Below are 16446 nucleotides of genomic sequence, written 5' to 3'. Positions count from 1 at the left end.
GCGGCTTCGCCGACCACCGCCCGGGCTGGAGCCGCTCCACATCGACGGATGCCGGAACGGTCAGTAGCGTCGTTGGAGTGAACGCAGTTCCCGACGCTCTTCCCCGCACTGCCGGCGAGCTCCGCGCCGCCGGATACTCCCCGCGCCCGATCGCGCGCGAAATCCACGACAACCTCCTCGCCGCCCTGCGCGAGGGCCGCGACGCGTGGCCCGGCATCGTCGGCTTCTCCCGCACCGTGCTGCCCCAGCTCGAACGCGCCCTGCTCGCCGGGCACGACGTCGTCCTGCTCGGCGAACGCGGCCAGGGCAAAACCCGTCTCCTGCGCACGCTGGCCGGTCTGCTCGACGAGTGGACGCCCGTCATCGAGGGCTCCGAGCTGGGCGAACATCCGCTCGAGCCGATCACGCCCGCGTCGATCCGCCGTGCCGCCGAGCTGGGCGACGACCTGCCGGTCGCCTGGCGCCACCGCAGTGAGCGCTACACGGAGAAGCTCGCCACGCCGGACACGAGCGTCGGCGACCTGATCGGCGACGTCGACCCGGTCAAGGTCGCCGAAGGCCGCAGCCTCGGCGACCCGGAGACCATCCACTTCGGGCTCGTGCCCCGCGCGCACCGCGGCATCGTGGCGATCAACGAGCTGCCCGACCTCGCCGAGCGGATCCAGGTCGCGCTGCTCAACGTGATGGAGGAGCGCGACATCCAGGTCCGCGGCTACACGCTGCGGCTGCCGCTCGACGTCCTGCTCGTGGCCACCGCCAACCCCGAGGACTACACGAACCGCGGCCGCATCATCACGCCGCTCAAGGACCGCTTCGGCGCGGAGATCCGCACGCACTACCCGCTGGACGTCGAGTCCGAGGTCGCGGTCGTGCGGCAGGAGGCGGACCTCGTCGCGGAGGTCGGCGAGCCGTTGCTGGAGGTGCTGGCGCGGTTCGTCCGCAACCTGCGGGAGTCGCCGGTGATCGACCAGCGTTCCGGTGTTTCCGCCCGGTTTGCCGTGGCAGCGGCGGAAACCGTGGCCGCGGCCGCGCTGCGCCGGGCCGCCATCACGGGCGAGGACCCGGCGGTCGCGCGTCCGGTCGACCTCGACGCGGTACCCGCGGTGCTGCGCGGCAAGGTCGAGTTCGAGCCGGGGGAGGAGGGCCGCGAGGTCGAGCACCTCGTGCACCTGATGCGCCGCGCGATCGCGGAGACGGCGCGCGAGCGGTTCGCCGGGCTGGACCTGCGGCCGCTGTCCGACGCGGTCGCCGACGGCCACCTGGTCGCCACCGGCGAGCGCGTACCCGGCGCCGAGGTGCTCGCGGCGCTGCCCGAACTGCCGGTGCTGCACGAGGTCGCCCAGCGTGCCGGGGTGTCCGCGGACGAGCCGGCTGGCCGGATCGCGGCGGCGGTCGAGCTGGCGCTGGAGTCGCTGTTCCTCGCCCGCAAGCTGGCCAAGGACTCCGACGAGCACACGACGGTGTACGGCCAGTAATGCCGCTCCTTCCGGAGGGATACTCCTACGGTCCGTGGCACGACGGGCCGGACCCGCTGGCGCCGCCCGCCGACCTGCGGGACGCGCTCGACGAGATCGGCCGCGAGGTGATGGGCGGTTCGTCACCCCGATCGGCGCTGGAGGAACTGCTGCGCCGCGGCACTGAGCGAACCGCCGGTCTCGACGAGCTCACCCGGCAGCTGTGGCAGCGCCGCTCACAGATCCAGCGTCGGCACCGCCTCGACGGCACCCTGCAGGAAGTCCAGCAGCTGCTGGAGGAAGCGCTCGAAGCCGAACGCCGCGAGCTGTTCCCCGACCCGGACGACGAGGCCCGTTTCCGCGAGGCCCAGCTCGACGCGCTGCCCCCGGGCACGGCTGCGGCCGTGCGCGAGCTGAGCGAGTACGACTGGCGTTCGGGCGAGGCACGGCAGAAGTACGAGCAGATCCGCGACCTGCTGGGCCGCGAAATGCTCGACGCGCGGTTCCAGGGCATGAAGCAGGCGTTGCAGAATGCCGGCCCGGAGGACGTCGAGCAGATCAACCAGATGCTGTCCGACCTGAATGCGCTGCTGTCCGCGCACGCACAGGGCGCGAGCGACGTCGACGAACGGTTCGCCGAATTCATGCGGCGGCACGGCGACTTCTTCCCGGAGAACCCGCAGAACGTCGACGAGCTGATCGACGTGCTGGCGGCCCGGTCGGCGGCCGCGCAGCGGATGCTGAACTCGATGTCGGAGGAGCAGCGCGCCGAACTGGCCGAGCTGTCGCAACAGGCATTCGGTGACCCGAGGCTGGCCGCGCAACTGTCCGCGTTGGACTCCCAGCTGCGCGCGCTGCGGCCGGGGGAGGACTGGACGTCGTCCGAGCGCTTCCGCGGCCAGGACCCGCTGGGCCTCGGCGAAGGCGCACAAGCGATGGCCGACCTCGCCGAGCTGGACGCGCTCGCCGAGCAGCTGGGCCAGTCGTATCCGGGCGCCCGCCTGGAGGACATCGACCTGGAAGCACTGGAGCGCCAGCTCGGTCCGGATGCAGGCGTCGACGCGAGACGACTGTCCGAATTGGAGCGTGAACTACGTAAGCAAGGCCTGTTCGAACGCGCTGCTGACGGCACGTTGCGGTTGTCGCCCAAGGCTTTGCGCCGGTTGGGCGAAACCGCACTGTCCGATGTGGTCAATGCGCTGCGCGGCAAAACCGGCGAACGGGAAACGGAATCAGCAGGCGCCGCAGGCGAACCGACCGGCGCGAGCAGGCCATGGCGCTTCGGGGACATGCAACCGTGGGACGTCCCGCGCACCGTACGCAACGCCGTGTTGCGCTCGACCGCGGTGTCCGGCTCGGTCCGCCTGGAAGTCGAAGATGTCGAGGTGGTGGAAACCGAGCACCGCTCGCGCGCCGCGGTAGCGCTCCTGGTGGACACCTCGTGGTCGATGATCCAGGAGGGCCGCTGGCTGCCGATGAAGCGCACCGCACTGGCCCTGCACCAGCTGATCAGCACGAGATTCCGCAACGACGCCCTGCAGCTGATCACCTTCGGCCGCTACGCCATGCCGGTGGAACTACCGGAACTGGTCGGCCTCGAAGGCACGTGGGAACAGGGCACGAACGCCCACCACGCGTTACTACTGGCCGGGCAGCACCTGCGCCGCCACCCGGACGCGCAACCGGTGGTCCTGATGGTCACCGACGGCGAGCCGACCGCGCACCTGGAACCTGATGGGGAAGCGGAATTCTCTTACCCACCGGAACCGGCAACCATCTACAAGACACTGTCCGAAGTGGACAGAATAGCCAAGCTGGGCGCCACCGTGACCGTCTTCCGCCTTGGCGACGACCCACGGCTGGAGGCCTTCGTGGACACCATCGCGCGCCGCTCCGGGGGCCGCGTGGTGGCACCCGATCTGGACGGTCTGGGCGCCGCGGTGGTCGGTGACTACCTACGTTCCCGCCGCCGCTGACCGCCGCCGCACCACGATCCGCGCCCCGTCCCCGGGTACCAGCGTAATGTGCCGATTCCGCGTCCTTTCCGGGCGCGAATCCACCGCACTGACGGAATACCGCCGGAAAACCTCCCCCACCACGACCGTCGCTTCCAGCAGCGAAAACCCGGCCCCCAAGCATCTCCGTGCCCCGCCGCCGAACGGAAACCACGTTCCCGTGGCAAATTCCCGGGACGGATCGAACACCTCCGGCAAGGGGTGATACCGGCCATTCCCATGCACCAAAGAAATCGACGGCAACACCGTAAACCCCGCCGGAACCACGTATGGCCCGACCGCAACATCCTCGGTCACCCGCCGTGCCACTTCGGAAATGATCGGATGCCGCCGCATCGCCTCCTTCGCGACGGCCTCCAGGTACTTCTCATCTCCGTCATCCGCCGCCCGTGCCGTTTCCGCCGCCACCGCCGGATTCCGGGCCAGCTCATGAAACGCCCAGGCCAGCGCTGTAGCCGTGGTCTCATGCCCGGCCAGCAGCAACGTCACCAGCTGGTCGCGCAACTCCGCGTCCGTGAGCTGGTCGTCCCCAGGCACGGTCAGCAACCGGGACAGCACATCCGAACGGCCGGACAGATCCGCCGCCGCCCGCCGGTCGGCAATCTCGGCATACAGCAGCTCGTCCACCCGATCCTGCCGTTCCCGCGCCCGCCGCCACGGCCCGTACTTCTGCAGCCGGGGACTGTGCCACCCGAAGATGTCGAGCGCGTTCACCTCGACGACGTGCCCGAGCAGCCTCCGCAGCTCTGCCAGCCGGGGTCCGTCGCTCACCCCGAACACCACGCGCAGGATGATCTCGAGCGTGAGCGCCTGCATCCGGTCGTGCACCCGGAACGGCCGCCCGACCGGCCATCGCTCGACCTCCGCCACGGTCAGCTCGGTGACGAGGTCGCGGTACCCGCGCAGCGCCGCCCCGTGGAATGCGGGCATCAGCAGCTTCCGGGCCCGGCGGTGCTCCTCCTCGTCGGTGAGCAGCACGGAATGCTCGCCCATCACGGGTTTGAGCACGACGTTGCCCTCGCCCGCGTGGAACGTCTCGACGGGACCGGAGAACACCTCGCGGATCAGGTCGACGTCACCGATCAGCACGACCGAGCGCTCCGGATACAGCCGCAGCCGGATGACGTTGCCGTACCGCCGCTGCAGCCGGGGGAGCAGGGCGTGCCGGAACACACCGAAGAGAATCGTCTGCACGGCCATGGGCAGCCGCGGTCCGGGTGGCAGGGAGGTGCGGGTCGGCGTGCGGAGGGCCATACCGTCGTTCCTACTCGCGCGTAAACCTCGTGTCCACCACCATGGGCTCCCACCGGGTGGGAAAGCGGACGGGTGTCACGCTTACAGTCGGGGGTATGCAGACTTGGTCCTCCGTCGCCGTGCCCCGGCTGTCCGGCACGCCCCGCCCCCTCCGGCTCCACGACACTGCGACCGGGCAGGTCCGCCCGACGGCTCCCGGCGGCACCGCCCGGATGTACGTCTGCGGCATCACCCCCTACGACGCCACGCACCTCGGCCACGCCGCCACGTATCTTGCGTTCGACCTGGTCAACCGCATCTGGCGGGACAACGGCCACGACGTGCACTACGTGCAGAACGTCACCGACATCGACGAGCCGCTGCTCGAGCGCGCGGAACGCGATTCGGACGACTGGATCGTGCTCGGCATGCGCGAGACGGCGCTGTTCCGCGAGGACATGGAGGCGCTGCGGGTGATCCCGCCGCGGCAGTTCGTTGGCGCGGTGGAGGCGATCCCGGAGATCGTCGAGGTGATCGCGAAGCTGCTGGCCGACGGAAGCGCGTACCGGGCCGACGACGCCGAGTTCCCGGACGTCTACTTCGACCACACCGCCACCGGCCGCTTCGGCTACGAGTCGAACTACGACGCCGAGACGATGGCGAAGTTCTTCGCCGAACGCGGGGGCGACCCGGACCGCCCCGGCAAGCGGCACCCGCTCGACGCACTGCTGTGGCGTGTCGCGCGCGAGGGTGAACCGTCGTGGGAGTCCGAGCTGGGTGCTGGACGTCCCGGCTGGCACATCGAGTGCAGCGCGATCGCGGCCAACCGCCTGGGCCTGGGCTTCGACGTGCAGGGTGGCGGGTCCGACCTGATCTTCCCGCACCACGAGTACAGCGCAGCCCACGCCGAGGCAGTCGCGGGCGCGCACCCGTTCGCCCGGCACTACGTCCACGCCGGCATGATCGGCCTGGACGGCGAGAAGATGTCCAAGTCGCGCGGAAACCTGGTGTTCGTGTCGCGCCTCCGCGCCGACGGCGTCGACCCGGGCGCGATCCGGCTGGCCCTTTTCGCCGGCCACTACCGCTCGGACCGCCCGTGGACGCCGTCGCTGTTCGCCGACGCCGAGACCCGCCTGGCCCGCTGGCGCGAGGCTGTCGCCGTCGATGCCGGGCCGTCGGCGGAGGACACGGTGACCCGCCTGCGCGACCACCTGTCCGACGACCTGGACACCCCGAAGGCGCTGGCCGCGGTCGACGCCTGGGCCACGGCAGCCCTCCGCCGGGATGGGACGGACAAGGCAGCGCCTGGGGTGCTGAGGGAAGCGGTGGACGCTCTGCTGGGGATTGCACTCTGAGCGTTGCGGTAGTCCGGCGAGCCGCCTGCAGCCGACCAGGAAGGACCGGACGCGCACCTGAGATCGGCCGAAATGTGCAGTCGAGCGGGCATAGGTGCGGCCGATTTCCGACCGGACATTCGCCCTTTGGTGTCGCGCGGGGATTCGTTCCACGCAAGCTGGATCGAATCCCGCTACCATGGTCCCCGCTCGAGGTGAAGGAACCTGGAAACGAAGGCCTCATGAGGGATCGTTGTGGATGGATTTCAGCTTGATCCCGGTGCTTTGACGGCGGCCGCGGCCAGCGTCGGGCGGGTATCTGCCGACCAGGACAACTTTGCCCTGCGTGGACTGTGCGGCGACGTCGGCCTTTATGGGCACGCGTGGTTGCATGACGAGCTCATGGACTTTTGCGTTCGATGGAGTGACGGAATCGATCTTCTTGCGGCGGATGCGGAGAGCGTCGCCGACCTGCTCAGGGAAATAGCCGACGCGTACGCTGCCGTAGACGTCGAGAAGAAGAAATCCTTGACTGTCGAACGTTCGTGAGAAATAGTGCAAATGGCTGAATTGGGCGAATCCGGTGATCCACGCGAGCTTATTCGTGGTAACCCAGAGGCAATCGAAGAGAATGCCAGGGTGCTCCGCTCGCGTGCAGGCGCAATCAGTCGTGCTGCGGACGATCTGGAAACGATCGAACTTGCTGGGTGGCAAGGTAAGGCGGCTGATCGATTCAGGGACAAATTTGGGCGAGAGCCGCAAAAGTGGTACCGCGCTTCCGATTCCATGGAAGTGTCGGCGAGTGCACTGGAAGGCTATGCAGAGACCCTGAGGTGGGCGCAGGGGCGGGCTGAAGATGCGATTCGGCAATGGAACTCGGCCCAGGTGGCGAGTAGTGCCGCAAGAGAACAGCGTCAGGCGCAGGCGACTGGCGGCAACCCATCACTGCCAGGCAAGGATCCAGGTGAGGCGGGGAGGGCTGCTGCGGAGGCCACCCTCCGGCGCGCTCGGAGTCAGCTTGCGAGTGCCGGCGACGAAGCGGCTTCCATTGTGCAGGACGGAAAGGCGATGGCGCCGGAACGTCGCACCTGGTTGGCAAAGGTGGGCGATTTTCTGCTTGGTCCCGGAATGACAGCAGAAGACTACGGGAAACGTGGACCAGTTCTGATTTCTCGGGCGGACTGCCGATATCTCGAGATCAACTTTCAGCTGTGCAAAAGCTCAATCTGAAGCGGTTTGAGAAGAAGACGCCGGCGAATGCCGAGCCTACGCAGATTTTTCTGCTTCCGGACGGGTCGATTCAGTTATCGGCAAAGTCCTGGGGGCGGGTTCCGGGATCATATGCGATCTATCGCAAGGTTATGCGACAAAGAGGGTAACACGACAGGATACGTCAAGGAGACTATTACGCCGGACGGATCGCTAGCCCACGTCAAAGACAAGTACAATGACAGGGGGAACAAATGAACGGAAACCCCGAAGTGTTGCCATTCGAGCGGGAGCAGCGCCTTCGTGACCTGGTGCAGGTGCGGGTATCCCTCCAGGAAGCGGTCAGCGCACTTGCCGGCTTTTCCCCCTTCGATGGCGAGGAGGTCCTCGATCTGACGAGAGCCGACGCGCGGCTGGTTCTCAATCGGTACCTCGATGGATCGCTGTCCGCAGACGATCTCCACGAGTGGGCGGACGCGATCGAGGTCCGCGAGGATCTCGGGCGCGAGGAGGGCTGCGAAGAAGTCCTCGGCACACTTCTCTACCAGCTCGCCAATCCGGTACTGGAAGGCGAAATCACCCCCGAGCGGGTCAGGGCATGGCTCAGTTCGGTCGCCTGAGCGCAGGCTCAACCTGACTGTATAACGCCCTATACAGACCGTCGCCCATCCTCCAGCCCCAGCTCGTCGCCTGCCCACCGTCGTCGCAGCCAGCGGTCATGCGAAGCAACGACCACCGCACCGGGCGCGGTGTCCAAAGCGGCGGACAGTTCTTCGGCCAGGCTCAGGGACAGGTGGTTCGTCGGCTCGTCGAGGAGGAGGACGTCGGGCGGTTCGGCGAGCAGGACGGCCAGCGCGAGCCTCCGGCGTTGGCCCACCGAGAGTTCCCCGACCGGGCGGCTGTGCTCGCGCGGCGGCAGCAATCCGAGCGCCGACAGCGGGGGAGCCGTATCTCCCGCCGCGGTGTGGTAGATCTCGGCCGCGGTGCGTCGGGGGCGGGGGAATGTGACGTCCTGTTCCAGCAGACCAACCCGGACGCCCGGTCCGAAGTGGACAGTCCCGGTGCTGGGCGTGAGGTGCCCGGCGAGCACCGACAGAAGGGTGGACTTCCCGGCTCCGTTGCCGCCGGTCACGAGCAGGCGCGTGGTGTGGTCGACGTCGAGCCGGTCCAGCGTCACGCGGCCCGGTACGGCGATGCCGCGCAACGATACGGCCGGGCCTTCGCCATCCAAAACAGCGGTGAGGACGGCCCGAAACCGAAGGGGCGCAGGCGGTTTACGCACCTGCTCGCGCTCCAGCGTCTCCAGTCGCGCCTGCGCATTGCGTACGCGCCGCGAGATCTGCTTCTGCACCCGGCCGGTCTTGAAGTCGTACAGCATCTTCGCGTTGTCCCGCGGGGCGCGGTTGTGCGCGACCCGCCGCGCGGTCACGTCGACGGATTCCCGTAGCTGCTTGAGTTCCTCCTGCTCTTCGCCGTAGCGCTGCTCCCAACGGGCCCGTTCGGCCTTCTTTTGGCCGAGGTAGTCGGTGTAACTGCCGCCGTAGCGGGTGGCTCCGCCGACGCGGCGGTCGGCCGGAACCGGGTCCAGGTCGACGATGTCGGTGCAGACGGCGTCGAGGAACACCCGGTCGTGTGACGACAGCACGACGATCCCGGTCAGTTCCGCGAGGTGCCGTTCGAGGAACTCCATGGCGTTGTCGTCGAGGTGGTTGGTGGGCTCGTCGAGCAGCAGCGTGCCGGGGCGGCGGACGAGCAGCGCGGCGAGCCCGAGCCGCGACCGCTGCCCGCCGGACAACGTGTGCAGCGTCCGGTCGTGGCTGACATCGCCCAGTCCCAAACCGGTGAGGACCAGGTCCGCGCGCCGGTCCGCGTCCCACAGATCGTGCGCCTGCGCCCATTCCAGGACCTGGCCGTACTCGCTGAGCACTGCCGGATCCTCGGGACGTTCGGCGAGGACCGCGGCCAGTTTGTCCAGCTTCGCCGCTGCGGTGCGGATATCGGACAGCGCTTCGTCGAGGACGTCGGAAACCGTTGCGGTACCGCCAAATGGCAGCTCCTGGAACAGGAACCCGAGGTCGCCGCGGCGCACAATTTCCCCCGAGCGCGGCACTTCGAGACCCGCGAGCAGCCGCAGCAGCGTGGACTTTCCGACGCCATTTTCGCCGACAAGCCCGATCCGCCGTCCGGGCGACGCGGTGAGGGAAACGCCGTCGAGCACAGTCCGGGCGGCATAGCCGAAGACGAGGTCGGTGGCGTGGAGGACAGGAGACATGAGTGATCACCGGGCCAGAGGGTGGATGACAGTCCCCGGCGGGCGCACACAGGCCGCGGTACGGGGAAGGGCTCGGTTCAGCTGTCCATGATGCACGGAGCGTAACGCAGGCCCCGCCCAGCCCGTCAACCGATTTTCCGCGCACCCCGGTTGACAGCGGCAGCCCCGGCTGCAACTCTGAAAGAACAGTTTCGAAAGACTCCTTTCAGAAATGAGCCACCAATGCCCGACCTGCCCCCGCGGAAGCGGATCGACGACGCCGAGCTGCTGCGCGCCCTCGCCCATCCGCTGCGGTCGGCGCTGGTCCACCACCTGATGGCGCTCGGCCCGGCGACCGCCAGCGAGTGTGCGGAGGCAGTCGGGTCCACGGCGTCGAACTGCAGCTGGCATCTGCGCCGCCTGGCGGAGTACGGCCTGGTCGAGCGCGCGGAGAGCGGCGACGGACGGGAACGGCCGTGGCGCGCCTGCCAGGTCGGGCTCGACCTCGGCGAGTTCGGCGACGATCCCGTGCTCACGGCGGCCCAGCTGGCGGTCACCGGTACGGAGCTGGGCGAGGAACAGGAGCTGACCCAGCGGTACCTCGACACGGTCGAACAGCTCGACGAGGACTGGCGTCAGGCAGGCGGCTTCGCGTCGTACGGACTGAAGGCGTCGGCGGAGGAGCTCACCACGTTGCTGAAGGCGATCGACGACCTGGTCCGCCCGTACGTCAGCACTATCCGCACTGATGCCCCCGCCGACGCGCACGCCGCGTACCTGGGATTGCGCGCGTTCCGGCGGATCGGGCACGACGGAAAACCGGCGTCGTGAGACAGCTGCTGGCTGCCCCGGGCTTCGCGCGGCTCTGGGTGGCCGCGTTCTTCGGCGAGACGGCCGAATGGATGCTGCAGGTCGCGTTGCCGGTGTACCTGTTCGTCCGCACCGGCTCGGCGGTCACCACGGCGTTGAGCATTGTCCTCGGCCTGCTGCCTGCGGTGGTGCTGAGCCCGGTGGCCGGAGTGATCGCCGACCGCTGGGACCGGCGCGTGGTGATGGCGCTCGTCTGCGCCGGACAGGCGATCGCGGTGCTTCCGTTGCTGGCCGGGGACCTGCCGGTCGCCATGGTCTACGTCGTGATGGCCGCGCAGGCCGGGCTGGCGTCGGTGTTCGAACCGGCGAGAAACGCGCTGGTACCCGAGCTGGCCGGCGTCGAGGACGTCACCCCGGCGAACGGCCTGATGAGCGTCAACGGCAGCGTCGCGCGGCTCGCGGGCGGCTGGGCCGGGGGAGCGCTGCTCGGCTGGGGCGGCCTCGCGCAGGTGATCATCGGGTACCTCGGGGCGCTCGCGTTCGCCGGGCTGCTGCTCGCGCGCCCGTTCCGCCGGGCAGTCAGCCGGAGGACCGCACCCGCGCGGACCGAGTGGCTCGCCGGGATCCGCGACCTGATCAGCGAGCTGCGCGTCACCAGCCTCGCCACCCTGCTCACGTCTCTGGCGCAAGGGATGTTCCTGGTCCTGTTCGTGGTCTTCGTACTCGACCTGCTGGGCGGCAGCGAGGCCGACGCCGGGCTGCTGCGGGGCGTTCAGGCGATCGGCGGGCTCGCGGCCGGGTTCGCCGTGGCGACGCTGGCCCGCCGGGTCGCGCCGATGCTGCTGCAGGGCTGGGGTCTCGTCGGCGCCGGACTGCTGTCCGTGCTGATCTGGAACCTCCCCGGGGCGACGACGGCGCTGGGGGTTTACGTCGGGCTGTTCATGGCGGTCGGCGCGCCGGCAGTGGTCGCGGGTGCCGGGCTGCTGTCGCACGTGCAGGCGGTGACCGGCCCGGACCGCGCGGGCCGGGTCCTGAGCACGGTGTACGCGCTCATGGCGGCGGGCACTGCGGCCGGGTCGCTGCTCGCGGGCGCGCTCGTGGCGGTCACCGGGCCGGCGGTGCTGCTGAACGTACAGGCGAGCCTGCACGTCACGGCCGGTTTGCTCGTTCTGGGGTGGCTCCGGCGCTCCCGGCACCGGAAAGTCGTTACGGTGGACGGGTGCCGTCTCTCTTCGCCACCAGCGACCTCCATGTGACCCACGAGGGCAACGGCCCGGTCCTCGACCTCGTGGTCCCCGAAGAGCCGGACGACTGGCTGCTGGTGGTCGGCGACGTCGCCGAGCGCGCCACGGTCATCCGGGACACGCTCGCCACCCTGCGCGAGCGGTTCGCGAAGGTCGTCTGGGTCCCGGGCAACCACGAGCTGTGGACCACGCCGAACGACGAATGCCAGCTCCGCGGCCAGGCCCGCTACGAGTTCCTGGTGGAGCAGTGCCGCAGCATCGACGTGCGCACGCCGGAGGACGAGTTCCCGGCGTGGGGTGAGCTGACGATCGCGCCGCTGTTCGTGTTCTACGACTACAGCTGGCGCACCCCGGCCGCCGAAGGCAAGACCCGCGAGGAGGCGCTCGCCCAGGCCCGCGAGGCAGGTGTGGTCTGCACCGACGAGTACTACCTGCACCCCGACCCGCACCCGTCGCGCCAGGCCTGGTGCGAGGCGCGGCTCAAGATCAGCCGCGACCGTCTCGACGCCATCCCGGCCGACCGCCGCACCATCCTCGTTTCGCACTGGCCTCTGCATCGTCACCCGACGAAACCGTTGTACTACCCGGAGTTCGCGCTGTGGTGCGGCACCACGGAAACCGAGGACTGGCACGTCCGCTACCGCGCCGAGCTGGCGGTGTACGGGCACCTGCACATCCCGCGCACCACGTCCGCGGACGGCGTGCGCTTCGAAGAGGTGTCGCTGGGCTACCCGCGTGAGTGGCGTAAGCGGGCACGGGGCGCCGTGCCGCTGCGGAAGCTGCTCACCTCCTCGTAAGGGGGTCAGCGCAGGCCGAAGCCGCCACCTTCCTGACCGGGGCGCCGCCGCCGGAGGTACTTCTCGAACTCGGCGGCGATCTTGTCGCCGGAGACTTCTTCCATGGTGAAGTCGGTCTCCGCGTCGCCGCGTTCCTCCAGGCTGCGCACGTACTCGCTGATTTCCTCGTCCTCGTCGGCCATCTCGGTGACCGTGCGTTGCCACTCCTCGGCCTGCTCCGGCAGCGCGCCGAGCGGGATCTCGAGGTCGAGGACGTCCTCCAGCTTGTGCAGCAGCGCCAGCGTGGCCTTCGGCGACGGCGGATGCGACACGTAGTGCGGCACCGCGGCCCAGATCGACACGGCCGGGATACCCGCCTGCACGCAGTAGTCCTGCAGGATCCCGACGATCCCGGTGGGGCCCTGGTAGTTGTTGACCTCGAGCTGGTACTTGCTCGCGGTGTCCTTGTCGTAGGCCGACCCGGTGACCGGGACGGGCCGGGTGTGCGCGGTGTCCGCGAGCAGCGCCCCCAGCGCGACGACCATCGACACGTCCAGCTGCTGCACGTGCTCCACCAGCTCGGCGCAGAACTTCCGCCAGCGCATGTTCGGCTCCGGGCCCTGCACCAGCACGACGTCGTGGGCGAACCCGTCCGGACGGCACACCGAGAGCCGCGTGGTGGGCCATTCGACCCGGCGCGTGACGCCGTCGACCATGCGCACGGTGGGGCGGCTGACCTGGAAGTCGTAGTAGTCGTCCGGTTCCAGCTCGGCCAGCGGCGTGGCGTCCCAGGTGAGCTGGAGGTGCTCGACTGCCTGGCTCGCCGCGTCGCCGGCGTCGTTCCAGCCCTCGAAAGCCAAGATCATGATGGGACGATGGGCATCGGTGCCATCCGGGTCGCCGGGGCGCGGGGTGTCGTCGACGGGCTCACTCACCCGACCAGCCTACGACCTCCGGCACCTACGCTGCGCAGCGTGTCCGACCCCGCGTGTCACCTCGGACGTGGCCCCGGTCACGCCGGTGCCCATGGGACGCTGGTGCCGTCACCACCCGGGTCCGGCGCCGCACCCGGGTACCACGCCGGACAAGGAGAAACCGTGACTGCACCGTCCTCTTCGGACGGACTGGCCGCCGTCCTCTGGGACATGGACGGCACCCTCGTCGATTCCGAAAAACTGTGGGACGTCGCGCTGTACGAATGCGCCGAGGCGCTCGGCGGAACCCTTTCGGAGGAAATCCGGATGACGCTCGTGGGGTCCAACATGGACGCCACGGCGACGGTGCTGCTGGAGGTCACCGGACGCCCGGTCACCCCGGAAACCGTCGCGGAGACGGGGGAGTGGATCCGCCGCCGCACCGCCGGCTTGTTCGACGACGCCCTGCCCTGGCGGCCCGGCGCGCAGGAGGCGCTCGCCTCGGTACGGGCAGCCGGGCTGAAGTCCGCGCTGGTCACGTCCACCGAGCGGGCGCTGACCGAGCTGGCGCTGGACACGATCGGGCGGGAGTTCTTCGATGTCACCGTGTGCGGCGACGAGGTCGACGGGGAGAACAAGCCGCTGCCCCGGCCGTACCTGAAGGCCGCGGAACTGCTCGGAGTGGCGCCGGAGCGGTGCGTTGCGGTGGAGGACTCGCCGCCGGGCGCGGAGTCGGCCGAGCGGGCCGGGTGCACCGTGCTCGTCGTGCCGAACGACGTCGACGTCCCGGACGGGCCGCGGCGCGTGTTCCGCACGTCGCTGGCCGGGGTCGACGTCCCGGCGCTGGCCGCGCTGCTGCCGCCGTTGTGACATGGGCGGCTTCCCGGTCACCCGGGGCAGCGCAGGCGAGCGCGGGATGAAAGGATTCCGGACCGTGAAGACCTTCGATGAGCTGTTCGCGGAGCTTGCCGAGCGCGCGCGTACCCGTCCCGACGGGTCCGGCACCGTCGCCGCACTGGACGCCGGAGTGCACGCGCAGGGCAAGAAGGTGCTCGAAGAAGCGGGCGAGGTGTGGATCGCCGCCGAGCACGAGTCCGACGACCGGCTCGCCGAGGAGATTTCGCAACTGCTGTACCGGGTACAGGTGCTCATGCTCGGCCGGGGAATCTCGGCCGAGGACGTGTACCGCTACCTGTGACGCGCACCGGGTGATCAGAGGAGAGAACGAAATGCTGCGTGTTGCCGTGCCGAACAAGGGAGCCCTCGCCGCCGCGTCGGCGGAGATGCTTTCCGAGGCGGGCTACCGCAAGCGACATGACGGCAAGGACCTGACCGTGCTCGACCCGGTCAACGAGGTCGAGTTCTTCTTCCTGCGCCCGAAGGACATCGCGATCTACGTCGGGTCCGGCGAGCTCGACCTCGGCATCACCGGACGCGACCTCGCGCTCGACTCCGGCGCCCCGGTCGGGGAGGTGCTCGCGCTCGGCTTCGGCGCGTCCACCTTCCGCTACGCCGCACCCGCGGGCCGCGAATGGAAACCGGCGGACCTGCACGGCAAACGGCTGGCGACGTCGTACCCACGGCTCGTCCGCGACGACCTCGCCCGCCACGGCGTCGAGGCGGAAGTGATCCGGCTCGACGGCGCGGTGGAGATCTCGATCCAGCTGGGCGTCGCGGACGCGATCGCCGACGTGGTCGAATCGGGCCGGTCCCTGCGCCAGCACAACCTGGTCGCATTCGGCGACCCGATCTGCGTGTCCGAGGCAGTACTGCTGGAACGAGCCGGGAGCGACACGGCAAGGGACAAGGCGCAGCTGGCGGCGCGGCTGCGCGGGGTGGTTTTCGCGCAGCACTACATGATGCTGGACTACGACTGCCCGCGCACGTTGCTGGACAAGGCAATCGCCATCACGCCAGGCCTGGAGTCGCCGACGGTGGCACCACTGGCGGATGAGTCCTGGGCCGCGGTGCGGGCGATGGTGCCGCGCAAGGAAGTGAACCGGATCATGGACGAACTTGCCGAGGCAGGGGCGAAAGCCGTGCTGGCGTCGGATATCAGGTCCTGCCGGTTGTAAATGTGTCTTTGGCCTCGGCTTCGCCGAGGCGTGCGGGATCGCTTTTAGCCGAGGTTCGGACCGGACGGCGCACCCGGCCGGGGGCCGTGCACGCCGTCCGGTCCGAACCTCGGCGCGATCCCGCGGCTGGGTGCCGTTGGGTCTACAGTGGATGGTCGACTACCGTGGGCGATGCGGTCGTTTGGGCATTAAATCGTAAAGCTTCTTGCGGGCGCCGTTGTCGTTTGTGTTGCGGGCTACTGCTACTTCGGAAATGAAGTCTTCGAAGACGAATTCGTCGTCTGCTGGGATTTCGGCGGGGCCTGGGTTTTGTGCCAGGTGGCTGTCCAGGGTTTCGGCGATTTCGCGGAACGACACGGCCTGGATGGTTTCCGGCGCGAACGTGGTGACCGGGACGCCGTGCGCGGCGGCCTCGTTCATCACCACGCCGAGCGGGACGTGCGACAGCATCGGGACGCCGAACGAGTACATCTCCTGCAGGGCCGCGGCCGCGTAGTGCGAGATCGGCCTGCGGTAGAGGCCGGGGACGATGCCGTACCACGCGATCGGCGCGCGGCCGGTGGTCTGTTCCACGTAACGCACCTGGTCGCCCAGCAGCCGCAGCGCGCGGATGCTCGTCTTGTCCGGCTGGACCGGCACGAGGATGCCGTGCGACGCGGCGAGCGCGTTGTTGGTGAGCACGTCGAGCGCGGGCGGGCAGTCGATCACCACGTGGTCGTAGTGCGCGAACTGGATCACCCGGGCGAGCTGCCAGCCGGGCACGCGGAACTGGTCGAGCCTGCGGATGAGGTCGAACATCCCCGGCGAGGTGGGGACCACGTCGAGCGCGCCGCCGCGGCCCAGGTTGCTCCGCGGATGCGCGACGGCGAGTTCCTCGACCGGGCCCTTCCACAGCTTGGTGAGGGCTTTCGCCAGGCTGGGCGCGTCGGCCGGGGTCTCGGCGAGGCCGAGCATCTCGGTGGTGGCGTGGCCCTGCGGGTCGAGGTCGATGAGCAGCACCCGCCTGCCGCGTTCGGCCAGGGCCGCGGCCGCGCCCACGCTCAGCGAGGTCTTGCCCACCCCGCCCTTCTGGTTGACCACCGAGGTGATCTGCATGCCGGAGCGCTCCCTTGTCGGTCGTTCCGCGAAGGC

Annotated in this window: 16 protein-coding genes; 12 read left to right on the top strand and 4 right to left on the bottom strand. The window is 69.3% G+C overall.

Features of this window, described 5'->3' with window-relative positions; translation table 11 throughout:
• Positions 1–77: 77 nt before the first annotated feature.
• Both OO71_RS00355 and OO71_RS00350 read left to right on the top strand, forming a co-directional pair.
• The gene (locus OO71_RS00355) at positions 78–1475 is read left to right on the top strand and encodes an ATP-binding protein (protein WP_033287539.1); all 1398 of its coding nucleotides are present in this window, start codon (positions 78–80) and stop codon (positions 1473–1475) included.
• Positions 1475–3430: a VWA domain-containing protein gene (locus OO71_RS00350; protein WP_033287538.1), complete on the top strand. Its 1956-nt coding sequence runs from the start codon at positions 1475–1477 to the stop codon at positions 3428–3430. Before OO71_RS00355 ends, OO71_RS00350 begins: the two co-directional genes overlap by 1 nt.
• On the opposite strand, the gene OO71_RS00345 is transcribed toward OO71_RS00350, so the two are convergent.
• Positions 3410–4723, bottom strand: a complete 1314-nt coding sequence (locus OO71_RS00345; RefSeq protein ID WP_033287537.1) for a cytochrome P450 — start codon at positions 4721–4723, stop codon at positions 3410–3412. The two genes, OO71_RS00350 and OO71_RS00345, sit on opposite strands and share 21 nt — an antisense overlap.
• A 95-nt stretch (positions 4724–4818) precedes the next feature.
• Here OO71_RS00345 and mshC point away from each other — a divergent pair, with 95 nt between their 5' ends.
• The 4 genes from mshC (at position 4819) to OO71_RS00330 (ending at position 7865) form a co-directional block, all read left to right on the top strand.
• On the top strand, positions 4819–6057 hold the full coding sequence (mshC, locus tag OO71_RS00340) for a cysteine--1-D-myo-inosityl 2-amino-2-deoxy-alpha-D-glucopyranoside ligase (RefSeq protein WP_033287536.1): 1239 nt from the start codon (positions 4819–4821) through the stop codon (positions 6055–6057).
• Positions 6058–6291: 234 nt separating this feature from the next.
• Entirely contained in the window at positions 6292–6585 is a 294-nt protein-coding gene (locus OO71_RS00335) for a hypothetical protein (protein ID WP_033287535.1), read from the top strand.
• A gap of 12 nt (positions 6586–6597) precedes the next feature.
• On the top strand, positions 6598–7266 hold the full coding sequence (locus OO71_RS49820; RefSeq protein WP_156096098.1) for a WXG100 family type VII secretion target: 669 nt from the start codon (positions 6598–6600) through the stop codon (positions 7264–7266).
• A gap of 233 nt (positions 7267–7499) precedes the next feature.
• A complete protein-coding gene (locus OO71_RS00330; RefSeq protein ID WP_033287534.1) occupies positions 7500–7865 on the top strand; it encodes a hypothetical protein in 366 nt (121 codons plus the stop codon).
• 29 nt (positions 7866–7894) lie between these two features.
• Here the strand turns inward: OO71_RS00330 and OO71_RS00325 are convergent, their stop codons facing one another.
• Complete coding sequence (locus tag OO71_RS00325) at positions 7895–9517, bottom strand: ABC-F family ATP-binding cassette domain-containing protein (RefSeq protein ID WP_033287533.1); 1623 nt, start codon at positions 9515–9517, stop codon at positions 7895–7897.
• 222 nt (positions 9518–9739) lie between these two features.
• Here OO71_RS00325 and OO71_RS00320 point away from each other — a divergent pair, with 222 nt between their 5' ends.
• Genes OO71_RS00320 through OO71_RS00310 form a run of 3 tightly spaced genes read left to right on the top strand, consistent with a single transcriptional unit; the run spans position 9740 to position 12347 of the window.
• Positions 9740–10327, top strand: coding sequence for a helix-turn-helix domain-containing protein (locus tag OO71_RS00320; RefSeq protein ID WP_033287532.1), 588 nt, complete (start codon positions 9740–9742; stop codon positions 10325–10327).
• Positions 10324–11562, top strand: a complete 1239-nt coding sequence (locus tag OO71_RS00315; protein WP_033287531.1) for an MFS transporter — start codon at positions 10324–10326, stop codon at positions 11560–11562. The genes OO71_RS00320 and OO71_RS00315 overlap by 4 nt, the downstream gene beginning before the upstream one ends.
• The gene (locus OO71_RS00310; protein WP_033287530.1) at positions 11526–12347 is read left to right on the top strand and encodes a metallophosphoesterase family protein; all 822 of its coding nucleotides are present in this window, start codon (positions 11526–11528) and stop codon (positions 12345–12347) included. The genes OO71_RS00315 and OO71_RS00310 overlap by 37 nt, the downstream gene beginning before the upstream one ends.
• Before the next feature lie 5 nt (positions 12348–12352).
• Here the strand turns inward: OO71_RS00310 and OO71_RS00305 are convergent, their stop codons facing one another.
• Positions 12353–13261 carry a PAC2 family protein gene (locus tag OO71_RS00305; RefSeq protein ID WP_033287529.1) on the bottom strand — a complete coding sequence of 303 codons (909 nt, stop codon included), beginning with the start codon at positions 13259–13261 and terminating at the stop codon, positions 12353–12355.
• Positions 13262–13423: 162 nt separating this feature from the next.
• Here OO71_RS00305 and OO71_RS00300 point away from each other — a divergent pair, with 162 nt between their 5' ends.
• The 3 genes from OO71_RS00300 (at position 13424) to hisG (ending at position 15315) form a co-directional block, all read left to right on the top strand.
• Positions 13424–14110, top strand: coding sequence for an HAD family hydrolase (locus tag OO71_RS00300; RefSeq protein ID WP_281178377.1), 687 nt, complete (start codon positions 13424–13426; stop codon positions 14108–14110).
• Between the two features lie 64 nt (positions 14111–14174).
• Positions 14175–14438 carry a phosphoribosyl-ATP diphosphatase gene (locus OO71_RS00295; protein WP_033287726.1) on the top strand — a complete coding sequence of 88 codons (264 nt, stop codon included), beginning with the start codon at positions 14175–14177 and terminating at the stop codon, positions 14436–14438.
• A gap of 31 nt (positions 14439–14469) precedes the next feature.
• Positions 14470–15315, top strand: a complete 846-nt coding sequence (hisG, locus tag OO71_RS00290; protein ID WP_033287528.1) for an ATP phosphoribosyltransferase — start codon at positions 14470–14472, stop codon at positions 15313–15315.
• A 159-nt stretch (positions 15316–15474) separates the two neighbouring features.
• Here the strand turns inward: hisG and OO71_RS00285 are convergent, their stop codons facing one another.
• Positions 15475–16410: a ParA family protein gene (locus OO71_RS00285; protein WP_033287527.1), complete on the bottom strand. Its 936-nt coding sequence runs from the start codon at positions 16408–16410 to the stop codon at positions 15475–15477.
• Positions 16411–16446 lie beyond the last annotated feature (36 nt).

This window comes from Amycolatopsis jejuensis (assembly GCF_000717335.1).
In the GTDB taxonomy this organism is placed as follows: domain Bacteria; phylum Actinomycetota; class Actinomycetes; order Mycobacteriales; family Pseudonocardiaceae; genus Amycolatopsis; species Amycolatopsis jejuensis.
The sequence above is the reverse complement of the archived record's forward strand: the minus strand, read 5'-3'. Positions and strand labels throughout refer to the sequence as shown.